The sequence below is a fragment of the Streptomyces sp. NPDC056580 genome, from assembly GCF_042793175.1.
Taxonomy (GTDB): domain Bacteria; phylum Actinomycetota; class Actinomycetes; order Streptomycetales; family Streptomycetaceae; genus Streptomyces.
This window is the reverse complement of sequence record NZ_JBHTVE010000006.1, coordinates 355,168-372,276: the sequence shown is the minus strand read 5'-3', so window position 1 is coordinate 372,276 and position 17,109 is coordinate 355,168. Positions and strand designations below refer to the sequence as shown.

15 protein-coding genes and 1 pseudogene are annotated in these 17,109 nt (G+C 73.5%); 6 read left to right on the top strand and 10 right to left on the bottom strand.

Annotation, left to right across the window (positions count from 1 at the left end):
• Positions 1-52 precede the first annotated feature (52 nt).
• Positions 53-715, top strand: a complete 663-nt coding sequence (locus ACFQ9Z_RS15580) for a hypothetical protein (protein ID WP_383016747.1) — start codon at positions 53-55, stop codon at positions 713-715.
• A gap of 85 nt (positions 716-800) precedes the next feature.
• Here ACFQ9Z_RS15580 and ACFQ9Z_RS15575 read toward each other — a convergent pair whose 3' ends face one another.
• The 3 genes from ACFQ9Z_RS15575 to ACFQ9Z_RS15565 form a co-directional block, all read right to left on the bottom strand.
• Positions 801-1,364 (bottom strand): hypothetical protein, encoded by a 564-nt coding sequence (locus ACFQ9Z_RS15575; protein ID WP_383016745.1) that lies wholly within the window; start codon positions 1,362-1,364, stop codon positions 801-803.
• Between the two features lie 187 nt (positions 1,365-1,551).
• Positions 1,552-1,926, bottom strand: a complete 375-nt coding sequence (locus tag ACFQ9Z_RS15570; RefSeq protein ID WP_383016742.1) for a hypothetical protein — start codon at positions 1,924-1,926, stop codon at positions 1,552-1,554.
• Positions 1,916-2,221 carry a hypothetical protein gene (locus tag ACFQ9Z_RS15565; protein WP_383016739.1) on the bottom strand — a complete coding sequence of 102 codons (306 nt, stop codon included), beginning with the start codon at positions 2,219-2,221 and terminating at the stop codon, positions 1,916-1,918. The genes ACFQ9Z_RS15570 and ACFQ9Z_RS15565 overlap by 11 nt, the downstream gene beginning before the upstream one ends.
• 47 nt (positions 2,222-2,268) lie before the next feature.
• Between ACFQ9Z_RS15565 and ACFQ9Z_RS15560 the strand changes: the two are divergent.
• From ACFQ9Z_RS15560 to ACFQ9Z_RS15545, 4 genes and pseudogenes are all read left to right on the top strand, one after another.
• Positions 2,269-2,358: pseudogene (locus ACFQ9Z_RS15560) on the top strand (DUF4232 domain-containing protein); the annotation flags it as partial.
• Positions 2,359-2,559: 201 nt separating this feature from the next.
• Entirely contained in the window at positions 2,560-3,804 is a 1,245-nt protein-coding gene (locus ACFQ9Z_RS15555; protein ID WP_383016736.1) for a sensor histidine kinase, read from the top strand.
• Positions 3,776-4,444 (top strand): response regulator, encoded by a 669-nt coding sequence (locus ACFQ9Z_RS15550; protein WP_383016733.1) that lies wholly within the window; start codon positions 3,776-3,778, stop codon positions 4,442-4,444. Before ACFQ9Z_RS15555 ends, ACFQ9Z_RS15550 begins: the two co-directional genes overlap by 29 nt.
• Positions 4,445-4,599: 155 nt before the next feature.
• Positions 4,600-4,851, top strand: coding sequence for a hypothetical protein (locus ACFQ9Z_RS15545; RefSeq protein WP_383016730.1), 252 nt, complete (start codon positions 4,600-4,602; stop codon positions 4,849-4,851).
• A 46-nt stretch (positions 4,852-4,897) separates the two neighbouring features.
• Here the strand turns inward: ACFQ9Z_RS15545 and ACFQ9Z_RS15540 are convergent, their stop codons facing one another.
• The 6 genes from ACFQ9Z_RS15540 to ACFQ9Z_RS15515 all read right to left on the bottom strand — a co-directional run bounded on the left by ACFQ9Z_RS15540 (position 4,898) and on the right by ACFQ9Z_RS15515 (position 14,213).
• Entirely contained in the window at positions 4,898-7,135 is a 2,238-nt protein-coding gene (locus tag ACFQ9Z_RS15540; protein ID WP_383016727.1) for a SpoIIE family protein phosphatase, read from the bottom strand.
• Positions 7,136-7,289: 154 nt separating this feature from the next.
• Positions 7,290-8,246: an anti-sigma factor RsbA family regulatory protein gene (locus ACFQ9Z_RS15535; RefSeq protein ID WP_383016724.1), complete on the bottom strand. Its 957-nt coding sequence runs from the start codon at positions 8,244-8,246 to the stop codon at positions 7,290-7,292.
• Positions 8,243-9,121 (bottom strand): MEDS domain-containing protein, encoded by an 879-nt coding sequence (locus tag ACFQ9Z_RS15530; RefSeq protein ID WP_383016721.1) that lies wholly within the window; start codon positions 9,119-9,121, stop codon positions 8,243-8,245. Before ACFQ9Z_RS15530 ends, ACFQ9Z_RS15535 begins: the two co-directional genes overlap by 4 nt.
• Before the next feature lie 139 nt (positions 9,122-9,260).
• Positions 9,261-9,668: an STAS domain-containing protein gene (locus tag ACFQ9Z_RS15525; protein ID WP_383016718.1), complete on the bottom strand. Its 408-nt coding sequence runs from the start codon at positions 9,666-9,668 to the stop codon at positions 9,261-9,263.
• Between the two features lie 61 nt (positions 9,669-9,729).
• Positions 9,730-10,047: an STAS domain-containing protein gene (locus ACFQ9Z_RS15520; protein ID WP_383016715.1), complete on the bottom strand. Its 318-nt coding sequence runs from the start codon at positions 10,045-10,047 to the stop codon at positions 9,730-9,732.
• A complete protein-coding gene (locus tag ACFQ9Z_RS15515; RefSeq protein WP_383016712.1) occupies positions 10,047-14,213 on the bottom strand; it encodes a SpoIIE family protein phosphatase in 4,167 nt (1,388 codons plus the stop codon). Before ACFQ9Z_RS15515 ends, ACFQ9Z_RS15520 begins: the two co-directional genes overlap by 1 nt.
• Before the next feature lie 394 nt (positions 14,214-14,607).
• On the opposite strand from ACFQ9Z_RS15515, the gene ACFQ9Z_RS15510 reads away from it, so the two are divergent.
• Entirely contained in the window at positions 14,608-14,967 is a 360-nt protein-coding gene (locus ACFQ9Z_RS15510) for an STAS domain-containing protein (protein WP_383016709.1), read from the top strand.
• A 374-nt stretch (positions 14,968-15,341) separates the two neighbouring features.
• Here the strand turns inward: ACFQ9Z_RS15510 and ACFQ9Z_RS15505 are convergent, their stop codons facing one another.
• On the bottom strand, positions 15,342-17,105 hold the full coding sequence (locus ACFQ9Z_RS15505) for a thiamine pyrophosphate-dependent enzyme (RefSeq protein ID WP_383016706.1): 1,764 nt from the start codon (positions 17,103-17,105) through the stop codon (positions 15,342-15,344).
• Between the last annotated feature and the right edge of the window lie 4 nt (positions 17,106-17,109).

Here is a 17,109-nt window from a genome sequence, read left to right as displayed (position 1 = left end):
GCCTCCACGGCCCGCCAGAGCCACGTCCCGGCCGCCGACCAAGGAGACGACCATGTCCGAAGAAACGGCGTCAGCAACCGCGTTGACCTCCCAGTACATCAGCCAGGTGGCCGGCGACCTCGAACGGAACGTCAAGGAGCAGGAACGCGTGAGCGCGGAACTCAGCGCATTGCAGGAGCAGTTGATCGCGCTCCAGCACGACCACGCCGTACTGGTGAGCATGCAGCAGGCGCTCGGTGTCCCCGCTCCCGTCGCCGCGCCTGCGGCCTCCGGCGGTGCCGCCGTGCCGTCCCCCAGGAAGCAGGCCACCGACGCCTCCGGTGGGCGGCGAACGGCGAAGACGGCCGCGGTGAAGTCGCCCAAGAGCCTCAAGCGGACGAAGCGGACCGGTGCGAAGCCCGTCGCCGGTGAGCCGGTCACCGGGAAGCCGGTCGCGCGGGAGGGGGCCCGCCCCACCCTGGTCGATCTCGTCCACCGCCACCTCACCGAGCAGAGCGAACCCCGGTCAGCGGCGGAAGTGGCCAAGGCGGTCGCCGACGCGCACCCCGACCGCAGCATCTCGTCCAACGTCGTGCGCACCACCCTCGAGAATCTCGTCGCCAGGAGCCTCGCGCAGCGGAACAAGCAGGGCAGCTCCGTCTTCTACACCGCTTCCGCGCCGGCGGAGCCGTCCTCGGCGCCCGAGGAGGAGGCGCAGCCCGACGCCGTGAAGTGAAGTGGCCGCCGTCGAGGCGGACACGGGGCCGGGGTGCGGCCGCGGGCGTCCCCGCGGCCGCCGTGCCGCCCAGCCTGCTCGTTCACTAGCTGGCGTACCACCCGGAGCAGGTGCTCTCGGCCACGTAGGGGACGCCGTTGGAGTGCATGCGCCAATAGGCGCCGCAGATCTTCACCCAGCGTCCGCGGATCCAGTTGACCGCCTTGGTGTGCGCCTGGAAGACGGGGCCGTCCTCGCGCTGGACCACTCCGGCGTCCAGCATCACCTTGTGGTACGGGCTGCCACAGGCGTGGTAGGTGCGGCCGTGGTCGTCGGACCAGTCGAACCAGACCTCGGTACCGGGTTCGGTCGCGGCGTCGATGCCGGCGTTCACGCGTGCCCAGGCGAACCAGGTGCCGTGCGACTTGGCGTTGCGCAGTTCGATCAGCGTCGGTCCCACGGCGAGCTTGTGGGCCGTGGTGGCATGCGGCAGGGGACGGGGTTCGAGTCCCTTGCCGTGGTTGTAGCCGCACGACCAGTTCTGGAACCCGGACGCGGCCCGGACCGCCGCGACGGGCCGCTGCGCGGCCTGCGCCGGCACGGTTCCCGCGAGGCCTGCGCTGAGCGCCGCCGCCGCTGCCGCGAGGGCGATCCGCTTGTGAACGTTCATCTTGCGATGTCCTTCCGCTCGGTGGGCCGGGCAGCCCGTCAGGTGGCTGCCGTGGCGTGCGACCTCGACTTTTCCGCCCTCGGCATTGATCGGACAGCCAGTTGTGCCGGTCTGATCAATGGCCGTCGGGCAGCACCAGCCCAAGGCGCTCGCTCTCCGGCGCGGACGCGTGCCGGTACCGACGTCTTCACGAACTCCGCCCGTACGGTGCGGAGTTCGGCGCGCCACGATCAGGTGCGTGACCGCTTCGGAGCCGACCATCCTCGCCGCGTCCGGAGGGCACCGTGTCGGCACGCGCACGCGGTTGCTGACCGGCGACGGCCGGTCCGATGGTCGTCGCGGCCCGTTCGACCGCCGCCGACAGGCCGGTCCCGCGTTCCAGCAGCACCCGGGCCGCGCGGGTCGCCACCGGCACGAAGAGGCCCTTGGCCCCGTTGGCCGGGCCGTCCGCCGCGCCGACCACGGCCAGCAGTCCCAGCAGCAGGCCGAAGGACAGGTGTCCGGTGAGGTAGAGCAACGGGGCGGTGGCCATCGCGACGGTGGAGGCCAGGTCACCGGCCACGCTGCTGCGTTTGGTTGGGGCCGACCCGGTCGATGACGCGACCCGCCGGCGCCTGGGCTGTCACGTAGGGGACGATGTGGCAGAAGGCGACCAGACCGGTCTTGCCGACGCTGCCGGTCGTGGTGAGGACGAACCAGGGCAGGGCGATCGAGAGCACCCGGTCGGCCGAGAGGGCCGCCGCGTTGGCCGACGGCATGCCGACCGGTCCGCGCAGGACCCGGGGCCCGTCGGCCGGGGAGGACGCGGGTGTGCCACTGTCCGCCGCCTGCTGGGCGGCCGCGTGCCGAGAGGTCATCTCTCTCACTCCGAGTCGGTGGGGTGGGAGACGTGCCGGTCCGCACTGGTGCGCCCGGCAGCGGGGTGGCCGTCGACCCGGCGAAGGCCCTCACCGGCTACTGGACCCCCGAACTCCGCAACGCCGCGGACGATTTCCGGCGCACACCGCGGGGCGCCGGAGCCCCGGCGTCGTACACCGCGTTCGCCCAGGCCCTGACCTGGGCGGGTGCCCGCGGCGGCCGGGCCCGGCCGCCGGTGACGTACCGTCGGGGCCGCTCGGCCGGACGGCCACACGCGCGTGGTGCGCCCGGGTGACGACGCCGTGCCCGATCTCCTTGCCGACCCTACGGTGGTGGCATGGTGGTGATCAGCGACAAGAACCGGCGAGCGCCGGCCCGGATCGGCGTGGTGCACGCGCTGGGCCTGGCCGTGCTGTTCGTGCTGTCCGTGGTGGCCGCCTCGATCGAACCTCACGAGGACCGCTTCCTGTGGCGCTGGACCGCCGTGGTCCTGGCGGGCGTCGGCTGCTCCGCACTCGTCTGGCGGCGCCGCCACCCGGTCGGCGCACTGGCCGTCGCGCTCGGCTGCGGGGTCGGCTTCCTGGCCCTCGGGTTCCGGGAGAGTCCGCTGGTGATCAGCCCGGTGCTGGTGTCCGTCTACACCGTCGGCCTGCTCACGGACCGGCGCACCACCTGGACCAGCGCCACCGCCTCGGCCGCCGTCCTGGTGGGCACCGCCATCCTGTGCGCCCCGCAGGACTGGCTGAACCCCGACAACGCGGCGCTGGTGGCCTGGACGGCGCTGCCGGCCGCCGTGGGCGACGGGCTGCGCTCCCGCCGCGCCTACGTGGCGGCCGTGGAGGAGCGCGCGGTGCACGCGGAACGCACGCGTGAGCAGGAGGCACAGCAACGGGTGGCGGCCGAGCGGGTGCGCATCGCCCGCGAGCTGCACGACATCGTCGCCCACCACATCGCGCTGATCAACGCCCAGGCCGGCGTCGCCGCCCACCTCGCGAAACGACAGCCGGAACAGGTGCTGACCGCCCTGGAGGACATCAGGGACACCAGCCGGTCGGCGCTCGACGAGCTCCGGGTGACCGTGGGGCTGCTGCGACAGTCGGGCGATCCGGTCGCACCGCGCAGCCCCGCGCCGGGTCTCGCCGACATACCGGTGCTGCTGGCGTCCTTCGCCCGGGCCGGACTGACCGTCGACCACACCCGCCACGGAGCCGCGGCCGCCCCCCTGACACCGGCGGTCGATCTGACCGCGTACCGCATCGTCCAGGAGGCCCTGACCAACGTGCGCAAGCACGCCGGGGCCGACCGTGCGCGGCTGACCCTGCACCACCACCCCGAGCGGCTGACGATCACCGTCGAGGACGACGGGGGTACCGCGCGGCATCACCCCGCGCCCGCAGGCACCGGGCACGGGCTGGTCGGCATGCGGGAGCGGGTGGCGATGGTCGGGGGCCGGCTGCACGCGGGACCGCGCCCGGAGGGCGGCTTCCGGGTGACGGCCGACCTGCCGTTGCGGCCCGGCCGGCTGATCAGCGAGACAGCGAGGAGAGACGGGCATGACGATTCGCGTACTGCTTGCCGATGACCAGGCCCTGCTGCGGGGCACCTTCAGGATGCTGTTCGACGCCACCGGCGACATGGAGGTGGTGGGCGAGGCGTCCAACGGTCAGGAGGCGGTGGACCTGGCGCGGACCCGGCACCCCGACGTGGTGCTGATGGACATCCGCATGCCGGAGACGGACGGACTCGACGCGACCCGGCTGATCAGCGAGTCCGAGGACCTGGCGGCGGTGAAGGTGCTCATCCTGACCACCTTCGAGGACGACGAGCACGTGGCCGAAGCGCTGCGCGCGGGCGCGAGCGGCTTCCTGGGCAAGGGTGCGCGCCCCGAGGAACTGGTCGAGGCCGTCCGCACGGTCGCCGCCGGCGACGCACTCCTGTCACCCGCGGCCACCGGAGCGCTGATCAGGCGTTTCCTCGCACAGCCGGACCCTCGCTCAGGAGAGGTGCACGAGCGGCTGGAGTGCCTGACGCGCAGGGAACGCGACGTCCTCGGCCTGGTGGCCCTGGGGCTGTCGAACGACGAGATCGCCGAGCACCTGTTCGTCAGCCCGTTGACGGCGAAGACCCACGTCAACCGGGCCATGACCAAGCTAGCGGCACGCGACCGGGCCCAGCTCGTGGTCATCGCCTACCAGTGCGGCCTGGCCGGCGCGCTGCCATGACCCGGCCGTTGGGGGCCGCGTACCCGGCGCGTCTGTCCCGGCCGTAGGCGGGCGCCCGGAGTACCGCAGCCGTGGTACCGGGGATTCGCTGCGGGAGGACGACGCGCGAGGGGCTGTCGCTGGGCGAAGGTGGGATCACGAACGGAGGTCTCACCATGAACGAACGCTTCCGCCAGAACAGTGGTCACGACCGGACGACGGTGGCGGCCCGCCAGGAGCACGACTGCCTGGCGGCCGTGGCGCCGCAGCTCTCCCTCCTGCGGCGTTCCCTGACCGCCGACGCCCCCCGCGACCGGCGCGGACGCCTTGTCGGCGGATACGTGCCGCCCCGTCGTCGCAGGCCGGCTCCGGAGGCCGAGCGGCTCACGCTGCCCCAGTGGGTCAGCCGGACCGCGAGCGTCTGCTGAGGTCGGCCCCGAGCCGCGACCCGCACCGCCGCGTGCGGGGCCCGGCTCAGCCGCGCCCGGTGTCGTCCGGCCGGTCCCGGCGCGCCGGCGGTTCGTCGGCGGTGATGACGAGAGCGGCCTGGTCGTCCTCCACGTTGGCGCCGGCCACGTAGCGGCGGACGTCCTCGGCCACCGTCTCGACGATGTCCGCCGCGGCCGGCCGGCGCGGCACGGAGGCCAGGGCCTTGGCCAGCCGGACGTCGCCGTACTGCTCGGTTCCCTCGGTCCGGCACTCGGTGATGCCGTCGGTGTAGAGGAACAGGCTCTCACCGGGGCGGAGGGTGAAGCGGCGGGCGGTGAGTCTGGGCGGGATGCCGATCCCGAGCAGTCCGCCGGGCGCCTCCACCGTGTCGACCCTGTGGTCGGCGTCCAGCAGCAGGGGCAGCGTGTGGCCGGCCCGGACGAGGTGGACGGCGAGTCCGTCGGCGGAGGGCCTGAGGTGGCCGTGGACGAGGGTGACGAAGCCGTTGTTCTGGTGGGCGTAGCGGTCGTTCAGTGCCTTGTCGACGGCCTTGACGACGTCGACGGGGTCGTCGAGCAGCGGGGCGACCGCGCGCGCCGTGTGGCGGACCAGCGCCGTCGTGGTGGCCGCCTTGGCGCCGCGCCCGCAGACGTCGCCGAGGATGAACGCCCAGCTTCCGTCGCCGCGGGGGAAGACGTCGTAGAAGTCGCCGCCGATCTCCAGTCCCTCACCCGCCGGATGGTAGAACGCGGCCAGCTGGGCGCCGGGTATCTCGGGCAGGTCGGGCAGCAGCAGACCGGTCTGCAGGTCGCGGGCGAGGGCCGCGCGCTGCTCGTACTGGCGGGCGTTGCGGGCGGCCGAGGCGGCGCGGCGGGCCAGCTCCTCCGCGAGGGCGACCCGATGACCGTCGAAGGAGTGCGCGTCGGTGGAGAGCAGGGTCAGCGCTCCGAAGGGCCGCCCGCGGTCCAGGAGGGGTACGCAGACGTAGCCGGTGACGCCGAGATCCCGCCACGGCCCCGGGCCGGTGGGGGTGCGCCGGGCCACTTCGGTCAGTCCGGAGGCCAGGACCCGCGCGACGGCGTCGTCGTCGCGGGCCGGGACGTAGGAGGCGAGCAGGGCGCGCGCATCCTCGGCCGGGGCCGCGGCCGCCACCCGCTGGACGCGCCCGGACTCCAGGACGTCGACCGCTGCCAGCGGCGCCAGCACCGGACTGGCCAGGGTGGCCAGACGCTGGAGCATCTGCCTCTCGTCCAGCTGCCCGGACAGGGCGGTGCTGGCGGCCAGCAGGAAGGCGAGGTCGTCGCGGGCCGTCTTCTCCCGGGCGTCGGCCGCCAGCCGGGCCTGTTCCGCGCGGTGACGCTCGATGGCGAGGGCCGCGGTGTCGGCGATGACGCGGGCCAGCGCCAGGTCGGTGTCGTGCGGGGCCCGTGGTGTGCGGTGGTACATCGCGAAGGTGCCCAGGAGCTGCTCGTCGCGGCCGAGGATCGGCGTCGACCAGCACGCCGCGAGTCCGGCCCGGCCGGCCAGGCCGCGGAACTCCTCCCACAGCGGGTCGGCGGCGATGTCGGTGACGATCACGGTCCGGCGCCGGTGGCCGGCGGTGCCGCACGAGCCGATGCCCTCGCCGGTGGCGATGCCGTCGATGGCCTGGTTGTAGAAGTCGGGCAGGCTGGGGGCGGCGCCGTGGCGCAGGTGACGGCCGTCCTCGTCGGCCAGCAGGACCGAGACGATCACATCGGGCGACAGTTCCTCGATCGACCTGCACATGCCGTCCAGCACGTCCGAGAGCGGCGCCTGGCGGGCGATCTGCTCCAGCAGGGCGCGCTGTTCGGCGGCCAGGCGCCGGGCGTGCTTGACGTGAGTGGTCTCCACTCCGATCATGCGCACCCCGATGATGTTGCCGCCGACGTCGCGGCGGGCCTCGTAGGTGAAGTCGAAGTACGCCTCCCGGGCCTCGTCACCGAGGCCGATGAGAACCCGGGCGTCCCGGCCGACGTGCCGTGTGCCCGTCCGGAACACCTGGTCCAGCAGGGCGATGAAGCCCTGGGCCGGCAGCTCGGGCATCAGCTCGGCCAGCGGGACGCCGGCGCGTTCCCGCCGTCCCTCGCCGATCGCCGTGAAGAAGGCCGGGTTGGCGGCCTCCAGCACGTGCGCGGGCCCCGCCATTGAAGCGAACAGCGCGGTCGAGGTGCCGAACAGCACCGACAGGTCCTCGTCCGTGTCACGCACCGCCCCGGACCGGCGGACTTCGCTGGTCGACCTGCGCTCGCGCTCAGCCGTCATCTCGTCCTACCCTCGCCGAACCGCCTGCCGCGTCCGTCAGGCAGGTCACTGTCTCGCGCGACAACGGTCAGCGCCCTGTCAGGCTCGTATGCACATGAAAGGCCCGGCTTACGCTTCCGGAGAGGAATCCGTGACCCGGTGCGGGGCTGCCGGCTCATGCCAGCGCTACGTGCAGGCGCACGACCAGACCGGCCGGCAGCGTCCGGATCTCCACCAGGTCGCAGAGCTGGTGCATCATCCAGACGCCTCGGCCGCCGTTCGGGGAGAACGGATCGGGGCGGCGCCGGCCGACGAGCGGGTCCGTGAGCCGTCCCCGGTCCCGTGCCTCGGCGACGACGCTGCCGTCCGCGCGCCACAGGCGCAGGGTGCCTCGTCCGCCGCCGTGGCGCACCGAGTTGCCGGTGGCCTCGTTGACGGCCAGCAGCCAGTCGGTGCGGCGGCGTGGCGCCAGGCCCGCCTGCTCGGCCCAGGTCGCGGCCGCGTCGCGCACGGCTCCGAGGTCCTCCTCCTGGAAGTGCAGGACGACCGGGTCGTCCGGTTCGGGCAGAGGTGCGTCGCAGTCCTGGCAGACCGTGTGCGGGTCCGCGTAGCGCGGGCTGGGCCGGAAGCCGTCGGTGCCGCCGATCGCGGGATGCGTGCGGTGCGCCTGTTCCAGCACGTCATCGGGCAGGGCGGTGTCGTAGGGGCACAGGAGCGCGGTGCGGCGGCCGGTGAACGCCAGGTTCGTCAGCGCCTCGTGGCGGGTGGCCTCCCGTACCTCCGCGGGGGTGCGCCCGGGCCACACCGGCTCGCTGACGACGGCGGGGTGGCGGTCCGCGTGCCGGTCGCAGAACTGCTGGAGCAGCGACAGCAGACGACCCGGGTTGCGTCCCTCGTGCCGCATGTCGGCCCAGTTGACGTCCTGGTGTTCGCCGCCGACGGCGTCCTGGAGGAGTGTGAGGCGTTCGCCGGGTACCGCCACCAGCACAGGGCGGCCGCGGCCCGCTTGCGCGCGGATGAAGTCGCCGACGTTCTTCGCGTAGTCGTCGTCGCCTGTGTAGAAGAGGGCGGGGTGGCTGAAGGTCGCGTCGGTCCGGGTGGAGACCGAGGTCTGCCGGGTGCTCGTGGTCACCGTCCGGCCACCTCCAGGCCGTCCCTCAGCTCCGGGAAGAGTGCCAGCATGCGCTGGAGCGCGGGCGGGGCCCCGAGGAGACGCACGGGTATGCCGGAGGGCCGTCTGCGCGCCGCGGCGGCGAGGTCGGCCAGCGCCGCGACGTCGAGATGGTCCAGGACCGACAGGTCGAGTGTGACGCGCTCCGCCGGGGACGCGGCGAGCGCGGCCGCCGTCGAAGCGACGACGCGGCGGCTCTCGTAGCCGGCCGACCCGGCCAGCCGGAATCCGGGCGGCCCGGCCAGAGGGGCCGCCGACAGTTCCCGCCGGCCGGCGGCCGGGGCCGCGCCGGCGCCGGTCCGCGTCAGGTGCGCTCCCGACAGCATCCGCAGGTCCCGGCGGGACAGCAGGCGCCGGTCGTAGAAGCACCACGCCCGCAGGGGCAGCCGCTCGAACACCTCGTGGTGGATGCGCAACTCGTACTCCAGCAGGCGCTCGGCGCCTGCTATGTCCCGGGCGCCCCAGGACATCTCACCGATCGCCCGCAGACCGCGGAATCCCCGCGCGGCGACGTCGTCCACGGCTTTCCGCCACAGGCCGACCATCGCGTCCGGATCGAAGCGGGCACCGGCCAGGTAGGTCTCGTCGGCGGTCGTCACGAGGAGCTGTCCCCGCCGCAGGGCGGCGGCGGCGTCCACGCCCCGGTTCGTGAGCGTGCGCGTGACCAGGGCGGGGTCGGTGGCGTCCGCGAAGTACTGCACGTGCTCGCCCCCGTCCAGTCCCGCCCGGACGAAGGCCACGAGGTGGTCCGCCCACTCGGCGTCGCTTGAGTAGTCCACCGCGAGATGGCGGTCCGCGGCGGTTTCACCGCTCGCGGGCGGCCATGTCCCGTGCATCGGGCCTCCTCCCTCGTGCGACCGGACCGGGATGTGTCAGGAATAAGCGCCATGCAGCTTATCGCAAGGTATTGCCGCCCTGGTCGCGGCAGGTACCGCGCCGGTGCTCGACGGCCTGGCGGCGGCCTGGGCAGGGGCGTCAGCCGACGGAGCGGGCCTCGCCGCCGGCACGGCCGGCCGGATCGTCCTCGGCCTGCACCGCCAGCGCCTCGGCGACCGTTGCGTGGACGGGGATCAACTGGGAGATGCCGGTCATGGTGACCATACGGGCCAGCCGCTCGGGGACGGCGGCGAGGCGCAGCGAGCCGTGCGCCTCCTGCGTCGCGTGCATGAGGTTGATGAGGGTGCTCAGGCCGGTGGAGTCGACGAAGTCGACCTGCGCCAGGTCCAGGACCAGGTGCGGGGCGCCTTCCTGCACGACGGTCAGGGCGTGCTCGCTCAGCACGGACGCCGTGTGCAGGTCCATGTCCCCAGCGACGGTGACGACGGCGGCGGTGGCGCCGACGTGCTGAACGGTCACGCGGAGGGTCTCGGTCACGTTGGTCATCACTCCTGGCCGGCGGGCTCGGGTACTACGGACGCGGGCGGGGCCCCAGGGCCCCGCCGGGTCACCGTTCATGATGCGGCACGTCCTCCGGGCCGGGGCCGCGGACGGTGACCAGACCGATGAGGCCCGAGACGCTCAGGACGGGCTCCAGCAGCGGCGTCACGACGAGTTCCAGCCGGTCGGCGTGGGCGAAGAGCACGCTCAGCCCGGCGCTGTCGAGGTACTCCACCTCGGTCAGGTCCAGGACGACGGGCCCGGTGTCCGCGTCGAGGGCCTCGGCCAGGGAGCCGGCGTTGCTCATGTCGATCTCGCCGCTGACCGCGAGCCGGAGGGTGCCCTCCGGGCCCCGGCCGGCGTTGAGGACTAGAGGGGTGGTCATCAGGCGATCCTCATCTGCATGTCGACGGTGGTGCCGGCGGGGCCGGGACTGATGGTCACCTGCTGCATCATGGCCCGCATCAGGGCCACGCCCCGGCCGCGGTGCGGGTTGAGCTCCGGCTGGGGAGTCTTCCACCGGCCGCTGTCGGCGACGGTCAGCCGGAGGATGTCGGCGAGGGCTTCGGCGCGCAGCCACACGGCCTCCCCCGGGGCGTGCCGGTGGCCGTGCTCGATCGCGTTGGCGCACGCCTCCCCGGCGGCGACGAGGATGTTCTGGACGGTGTTGGGCGGGAGGTCGCACCCGTCGAGCCAGGTGCGCAGCGCCTTGCGGACCGGCGCGAGCTGGGAGGACTCGGCGGGGAAGGACATCTCCAGCGGCGCCGGATGGCGGTAGAGCAGCAGCGCCACGTCGTCGTCGTAGCCGCCGGCCGGCGCGAGCCGTGCCATCACCTCGCTGGCGAGGTCGTCGAGCGGGATCTCCCGGCCCTCCTGCACGGCCTTGCTCGCCTGGTCGATCCCCGCGCTGAGCGGGCGCCGGCGGCGCTCCACGAGCCCGTCGGTGTACAGCAGCAGCGTGGCACGCGCGGGCAGGGTGCACGCGGCCTGCGGCCGCTGCCTGCCCGGCCGTACGGCCAGAGGCAGGGAACGGCCCTCCTCCAGCAGAGCGGTGGTGCCGTCGGGGTGCGCAATGATGCCGGGCGGGTGCCCGGCGCTGGAGTAGGTCAGCTCGCCCGTGCCGGGGTCGAGGACGCCGCAGAACACGGTCGTGCACAGGGCGCCCGGCACGCTCGCCGCGAACCGGTCGAGGGCCATCAGGGTCTTCGCCGGGCTGGAGTCCTCCAGCATCAGCGCGCGGCACGCGCTGCGCAGCTGCCCCATGACGCTGGCCGCCTCCAGACCCCGTCCGACGCAGTCGCCGACGACGATGCCGATCCGCCCGTCCGGGAGGGCGACGGTGTCGTACCAGTCGCCGCCCACCTCGAGCGGCCGGGTCGCGGGCTCGTAACGCACGGCGAAACCGTCGGGGAGCCTGGCCGGGCCCAGGATGGCCCGCTGCAGCGCGATGGCGGTCTCCCGCTGCTGGTCGATCTGGTGGGCCCGGACCAGGCCCTGCGCGAGGTGCCCGGCCAGCAGCGACAGCAGCAACTGGTCCTCACAGCTGAACGGCCGGTCCTCGCCCAGGTCGACCCACAGGGCGAGCGAGCCCTCGGGGTGTTCCAGCAGGACGCCGGCGCCCGTGTCCTCGGCCATCGGCGCCAGTGGTGGCCGGTGGCGCACCTCGGCGAGCGCGTCGCGGCGCTCGGCCGGCAGGTCCTCCCACCGCAGGTCCCCGTCCGTGGCCGTGAGGGCCGGTACGTCGCCGCGCTCGAAGACGGCGGCCAGCACCTGCCGGGCACGCCAGATGACCTTGAGCTCGGCGAGGGCGCCGGAGAGCGCCTCGGCCAGGCTGGTGGCCCGGGACAGCGAGGTGCTCAGCGCGGCCAGCGCCGTCTCGCGCTGGACGGCGTAGTGCTCGGCGGTGACGTCGCGGAAGGTGCAGACGGTGACCCGGCGTCCGGTGTCGGGGTCCTCGGCCTTGTTCCAGGTGACGGCCACCCACAGCCGGTGCCCGTCGCGGTGGGTGACGGGCACCGTGCAGGAGCCGCGGGGGCGTTCCAGCAGGTCGGTGAAGGCCTCTCCGACCAGCCGGTGCGCCTCCGGGTCGGCGGCGGCGTCCGGCCACCACGGGTGGATCGGGGTGTACGGGAGGTCTTCGGGGCCGTAGCCCAGGATGTCGGTGAACGCGGTGTTGGTCTCGATGACGGCCCCGGACTCGTCGCAGACGAAGAACGCCTCCTGCAAGGAGTCGATGAGCGCCGCCCGCCACCGCAGGTGGTGGCTGCGCAGCCGGGCCAGCAGTATGTTCGCACGCACCCGGGCCAGCAGCTCGGCGGCGACGAACGGCTTGACCAGATAGTCGTCGGCCCCCGCCTGCAGGCCCTCGATCGACGCCTCCTCCCCGGCCCGGGCCGACAGCAGCAGCACGGGCACCGAGGCCGTGCGCGCGTCGCCGCGGAGCCTCGCCACCAGTTCCAGCCCGTCGAGCCGGGGCATCATCACGTCGCTGACGAGGAGGTCGGGCGCGTCGCGGCGGACGGAGTCGAGGGCCTCCACGCCGTCGGTGACGGTGGCGACCTCGTATCCCGCGGCGGCGAGGATACGCGTGAGGTACTCGCGCATGTCGGCGTTGTCGTCGGCCACCAGCACCCGGGCGCCGGCCGTCCGCTCGACGCTCGGGTCGGCGGCGCCGGACTCGGCCCGCACCCCGGTGCTCCCCGGCGCGTCGCCGTCGCTGCCCGGCAGCCAGCGCAGGGCCTCCAGGACGTAGGGGTCGGCGTCGGTGGGGATCACGGTGCCGTCCGGTGCGGCCACCACGGAGTCCGCGGGCAGATGGGCGGTCCCGAGCGGGATCCGGATGGTGAAGGCGGTGCCTTCGCCCTCGGTGCTGACGGCAGTGATCTCACCGCCGTGCAGGCCGACGAGTTCCTGCACCAGGGCGAGGCCGATGCCGCTGCCCTCGTTCGAGCGGGAGCGGCCGTTCTCGATGCGGTGGAAGCGTTCGAACAGCCGGGGCATCTCCGCCTCGGGCACACCGATGCCGGTGTCGGCGACGGTGACGACGGCGTGCGCGTCCTCGCCCCGCACGCTGACCCGGATCCCGCCTTCGAAGGTGAACTTCAGCGCGTTGCTGAGCAGGTTGAGGATCACCTTCTCCCACATGCCGCGGTCTACGTGCACCGGCTGGTCCAGGGGCGGACAGTCCACGTCGAAGGTGAGCCCGGCCTTCTCCACGGCCGACCGGAAGACGCTGGCCAGTTCGGCGGTCACCACGGCCAGGTCGACCGGCCCGTAGCGGGCCTGCATCCGCCCGGCCTCGATGCGGGAGAAGTCCAGCAGCGCGTTGACCAGCTTGCCCAGCCGCAACCCGTTGCGGTGGACGGCGTCCAGGTCCTGCCGCACCTCGTCGTCCGCGTCGCCGAGCCGGCTGCGCAGTTCCTCGACGGGGCCCATGATCAGGGTCAGTGGAGTGCGGAACTCATGGCTGATGTTGGAGAAGAAGGCGGTCTTGGCGCGGTCCAGTTCGGCCAGTTCCTCGGCACGCCGCTGCTGCGCCTCGTAGCTGCGGGCACTGCCGATGCCCGAGGCGATGTGTCCCGCGGCCAGCTCGATGAAGCCCCGGTATCCCTGGTCCAGGACGCGGTACCGGTTGAGGGCCGCGACGAGGAAACCGTACGGTGCGCTGCCCTGTTGCAGCAGGGGGACGACGAGTGCCTCGGCGGGCGGCTCCGGCCAGTCGCCGCACGGCAGGCCGGTGGCGGCGTCGCCGGTGAGCGGCACGAGCGCGGCCTCTCCCCCGAGCAGGGACGCGGCCGGCCAGAGGCCGTCCGTGCCGCCGGCCGGCAGGGCGGCCGGAGCGGCCGGGTGTCCGGCGGGTATCCCGGTCGATCCGGCCAGCCGGGCGGTGTCGCCGTCGAACAGGTAGGTCAGGGTGAAGGGCAGGTCCTGGAGGTTGCGGGCCAGTTGCCGGTCCGCGAAGGCCAGCACCTCCTGCTCGGTGCGGATCACGCTCGGATCGGATCCCAGGTCCCGCAGCGTGGCCATCCGCCGCTCGCCGATCACCCGGTCGGTTTCCTCGGTGACCACGCACAGCATGCCCACCACGGCGCCGGCGTCGTCGCGCAGCGGGCTGTAGGAGAAGGTGTGGTAGGTCTCCTCGCTGTAACCGGAGCGTTCCAGGAACAGCCGCAGGCCCTCGTCCCAGGTCGCCTCGCCGGTGCTGAGCACGGTCTCGATGCGGGGGCCGATGTCGTCCCAGATCTCCGCCCACACCTCGTTCGCGGGCCGTCCGAGCGCCCAGGGGTACTTGCGGCCGAGCGTGTCACGCCGGTAGGCGTCGTTGCAGAAGAAGGTCAGCTGCTCGCCCCAGGCCATCCACATGGGGAACCGGGAGGAGAGCAGGATGCTGACGGCCGTCTGCAGGCTCTGCGGCCATCGGGGCGGCGGACCGAGCGGGGTGGCGCCCCAGTCCACCCGGGCGAGATACCTGCCGACCCCCGGGTCGGCGGCGAACACCTCGTCACCGGCCGCTGTCGTCGGCCTGTCCCCAGCCTCGTCGGCGCGTGCCACGCGACACCCTTCCCTTCATGCCGGTCCAGCCCCGTGGCCCTCACCGGAGCCGACGGTGTCCGCGGCCGTCCCCTGACCCCGTACCCACGCCCGTCTGCCCCGGGATCGCCGCCCGACGCCGACGCGCGCCGCCCGCCCCCGCACGGGTGACGGCCCCCACCGCTCCGGCAGGTGTTCGGCCGAACACCGCGAACGTATGATCCATGACGGCGGGTCGCGCAATCCCGGGCGGTTGGCCGCGGCCTCATAGGATAATCCAGGCCGATGGGGAAACCCGCGCGGGGAAGGCATGGCGACAAAGGGCGCGGGAGCTGGCATGGGGCTCCTCGTGAGACACGACCGCCGGACGCGACCCGCCGCCCCGCAGTGGCCGACCCGCCGCACAGGAGACCTGGTGAACGACACAGAGGGCGCTCTCGCCATCAGCATCGACCCCTCCCCCACGGGGGCGGTGGTCATGCGCCTGGCCGGAGAGCTGGACCACTACACGGGTCCCGGCTTCCGCCAGGCCGTCGAGGAGGCGCTGCGCGGCACGGGCGTGGGCGTCGTCGCCGACCTGTCGGCGCTGGACTACTGCGACTCCACCGGGATGACCGCGTTCGTCACGGCCTACAGTCAGGCGGAGGCGCTGGGTTCCTCCTTCTCGGTCGCGGCGCTCAGCCCGGCGATGGTGCAGCTCTTCCGCGTGGCCGGACTCGACCAGGTGATCACCTTGCATCCCAGTGTGCAGGTGGCCGTGGACGCGCTGAGTTGACGTTCACCGGGTGATCGTTCACCGGTTCCGCGCCCGTCGAGGAGCCGTGTCCACGGTGCGCCGGTACTCGACGCCCGGCGATCGGACCGCAACCGCGCCGGGCGACGTCACCGAGGTTCGGCGGGCTCGCCTGCACCTGCGACGCCGCCGCCCGGACCGCCACGGTCACCTGGGACGTCAAGATCTACGCCGGGAACGCCGCCCGCCGGTACACCGACTCCCGGACCCTGACCGTCACCGTCCGACCCGCGGTCCCCGCCGCGGCCGCCCGGGCTGGCGGTTCCTCCGGGCGGCGTGCCCGCTCCCGGCCGCCCGGGAGCGGGACTCCCGGACCTTACCCGGCGGCCGACGGGTGAGGCCCGAGCCGGATCCGGTCAGCTCCCGTCCGGCTCTCCGTGGCTGCGCACGACCTCCTTGACCTTGGCCAGCGCGAAGCCCCAGCCCTGCTCGACGGTCGGCTTGGCCGGGACGGCGATCTCGTCGGGGTTGGTGAGGACGTCGAGCAGCACCGGGCCCGGACTGTCGAAGGCGCGTCGCACGGCGCCCTCCACGTCCGCGGGGTCCGTCACGCGGATGCCGGTGACGCCCATGGCCTCGGCCACGGCGGCGAAGTCGGGGTTGTCCAGCACCGTGCCGAACTCGGGCAGCCCGGCCTGCTCCTGTTCGAGCTTGACCATGCCCAGCCGGCGGTTGTCGAAGACGACCAGTTTGACGGGGAGCCGGTACGTCTTCAGGGTCATGAGGTCGCCGAGGAGCATGCTCAGTCCGCCGTCGCCGCAGAAGGCGACGACCTGCCGTTCGCGGTCCAGACACTGGGCGCCCAGGGCCTGGGGCATGGCGTTGGCCATCGAGCCCAGGTTGTAGGAGCCGATCAGGCGCCGCTCGCCGCGCATCTCGACGAAGCGGGAGAGCCACACCGTGGCCATGCCCGTGTCGGAGGTGAAGACGGCATCGTCCGCCGCCGCCCGGTCGACGGCCGCGGCCAGGGCCTCCGGGCGGATGTCGTGGGCGCGGTTGTCCAGCGCGGAGCGGATGCGGCCCACGACGCCCTTGTCGTGCGCGGGGTCGGCCAGCCGGGCCTGACCGGTGCGCCACTTGTCGAAGCGTTCCCGCGCCTTCTCCAGGTGCGAGCGGTCGCGCGCGCCACCGGATCCGGCGGGCGCGGCGGTCAGGTGGGCCAGCAGGTCGCGCACGGTGGCGCCGGTGTCCCCCACCAGGCCGACCTCGACCGGTACGCGGCGTCCGATGTGGGTCGCCTCGGTGTCCACCTGGATCACGGTCCGGCCCTCGGGATACCAGTCCCGGTAGGGGAAGTCCGTGCCGAGCATCAGCAGCGTGTCCGCGTCCTGCAGGGCCTGCGCCGCGGCGGGATTGCCGATCAGGCCCGTCTGACCGACCTGGTACGGGTTGACGTCCCCCTCGAAGCCGGCCTTGGCCTTCAGGGTGAGCACCATGGGCGCGGCCAGCCGGTCGGCGAGGGTGAGCACGTCCTGGCGGGCGGCCCGGGCCCCCTGGCCGACGAGGAGGGTGACGCGCTCGGAGCGGTCGAGGAGTTCCGCGGCGCGGCGGACGGCGGACTCGTCCGGGCGGCTCACCGGAGCGTTCAGGGAGAACCGGGCCGGCCGGTCGGCGGTCAGTTCGCGCTCGCCCAGGTCGCCCGGCACGGTGAGGACGGCGACGCCCTTGCGGCCCAGCGCGTGGCGTACCGCCGTCTCCAGCATCTGCGGAAGCTGGTCGGGCGAGGTGACGGTGGCGCGGAAGACGGCGACGTCGCTGAAGAGGGCGTCGTTGTCGACCTCCTGGAAGTAGTCGGTGCCGAGTTCGGCGAGCGGCACCTGGCCGGCGATGGCCAGGACCGGGGTGTGGCTCTTGGCCGCGTCGTACAGTCCGTTGAGGAGGTGCACGGAGCCGGGTCCGACGGTGCCCATGCACACGCCGAGGGTGTCGGTGAGCTGCGACTGGGCGCTGGCGGCGAAGGCGGCCGCCTCCTCGTGCCGGCAGCCCACCCATTCCAGGCCGTCGGTGGTCCGGATGGCGTCCGTGAGGGGGTTGAGCGCGTCTCCGACGACGCCGAACACCTGGCGCACGCCGAGTTCGCTCAGCGCGTCCACGATGACTTGGGCAACGGTACGGGGCACGTGG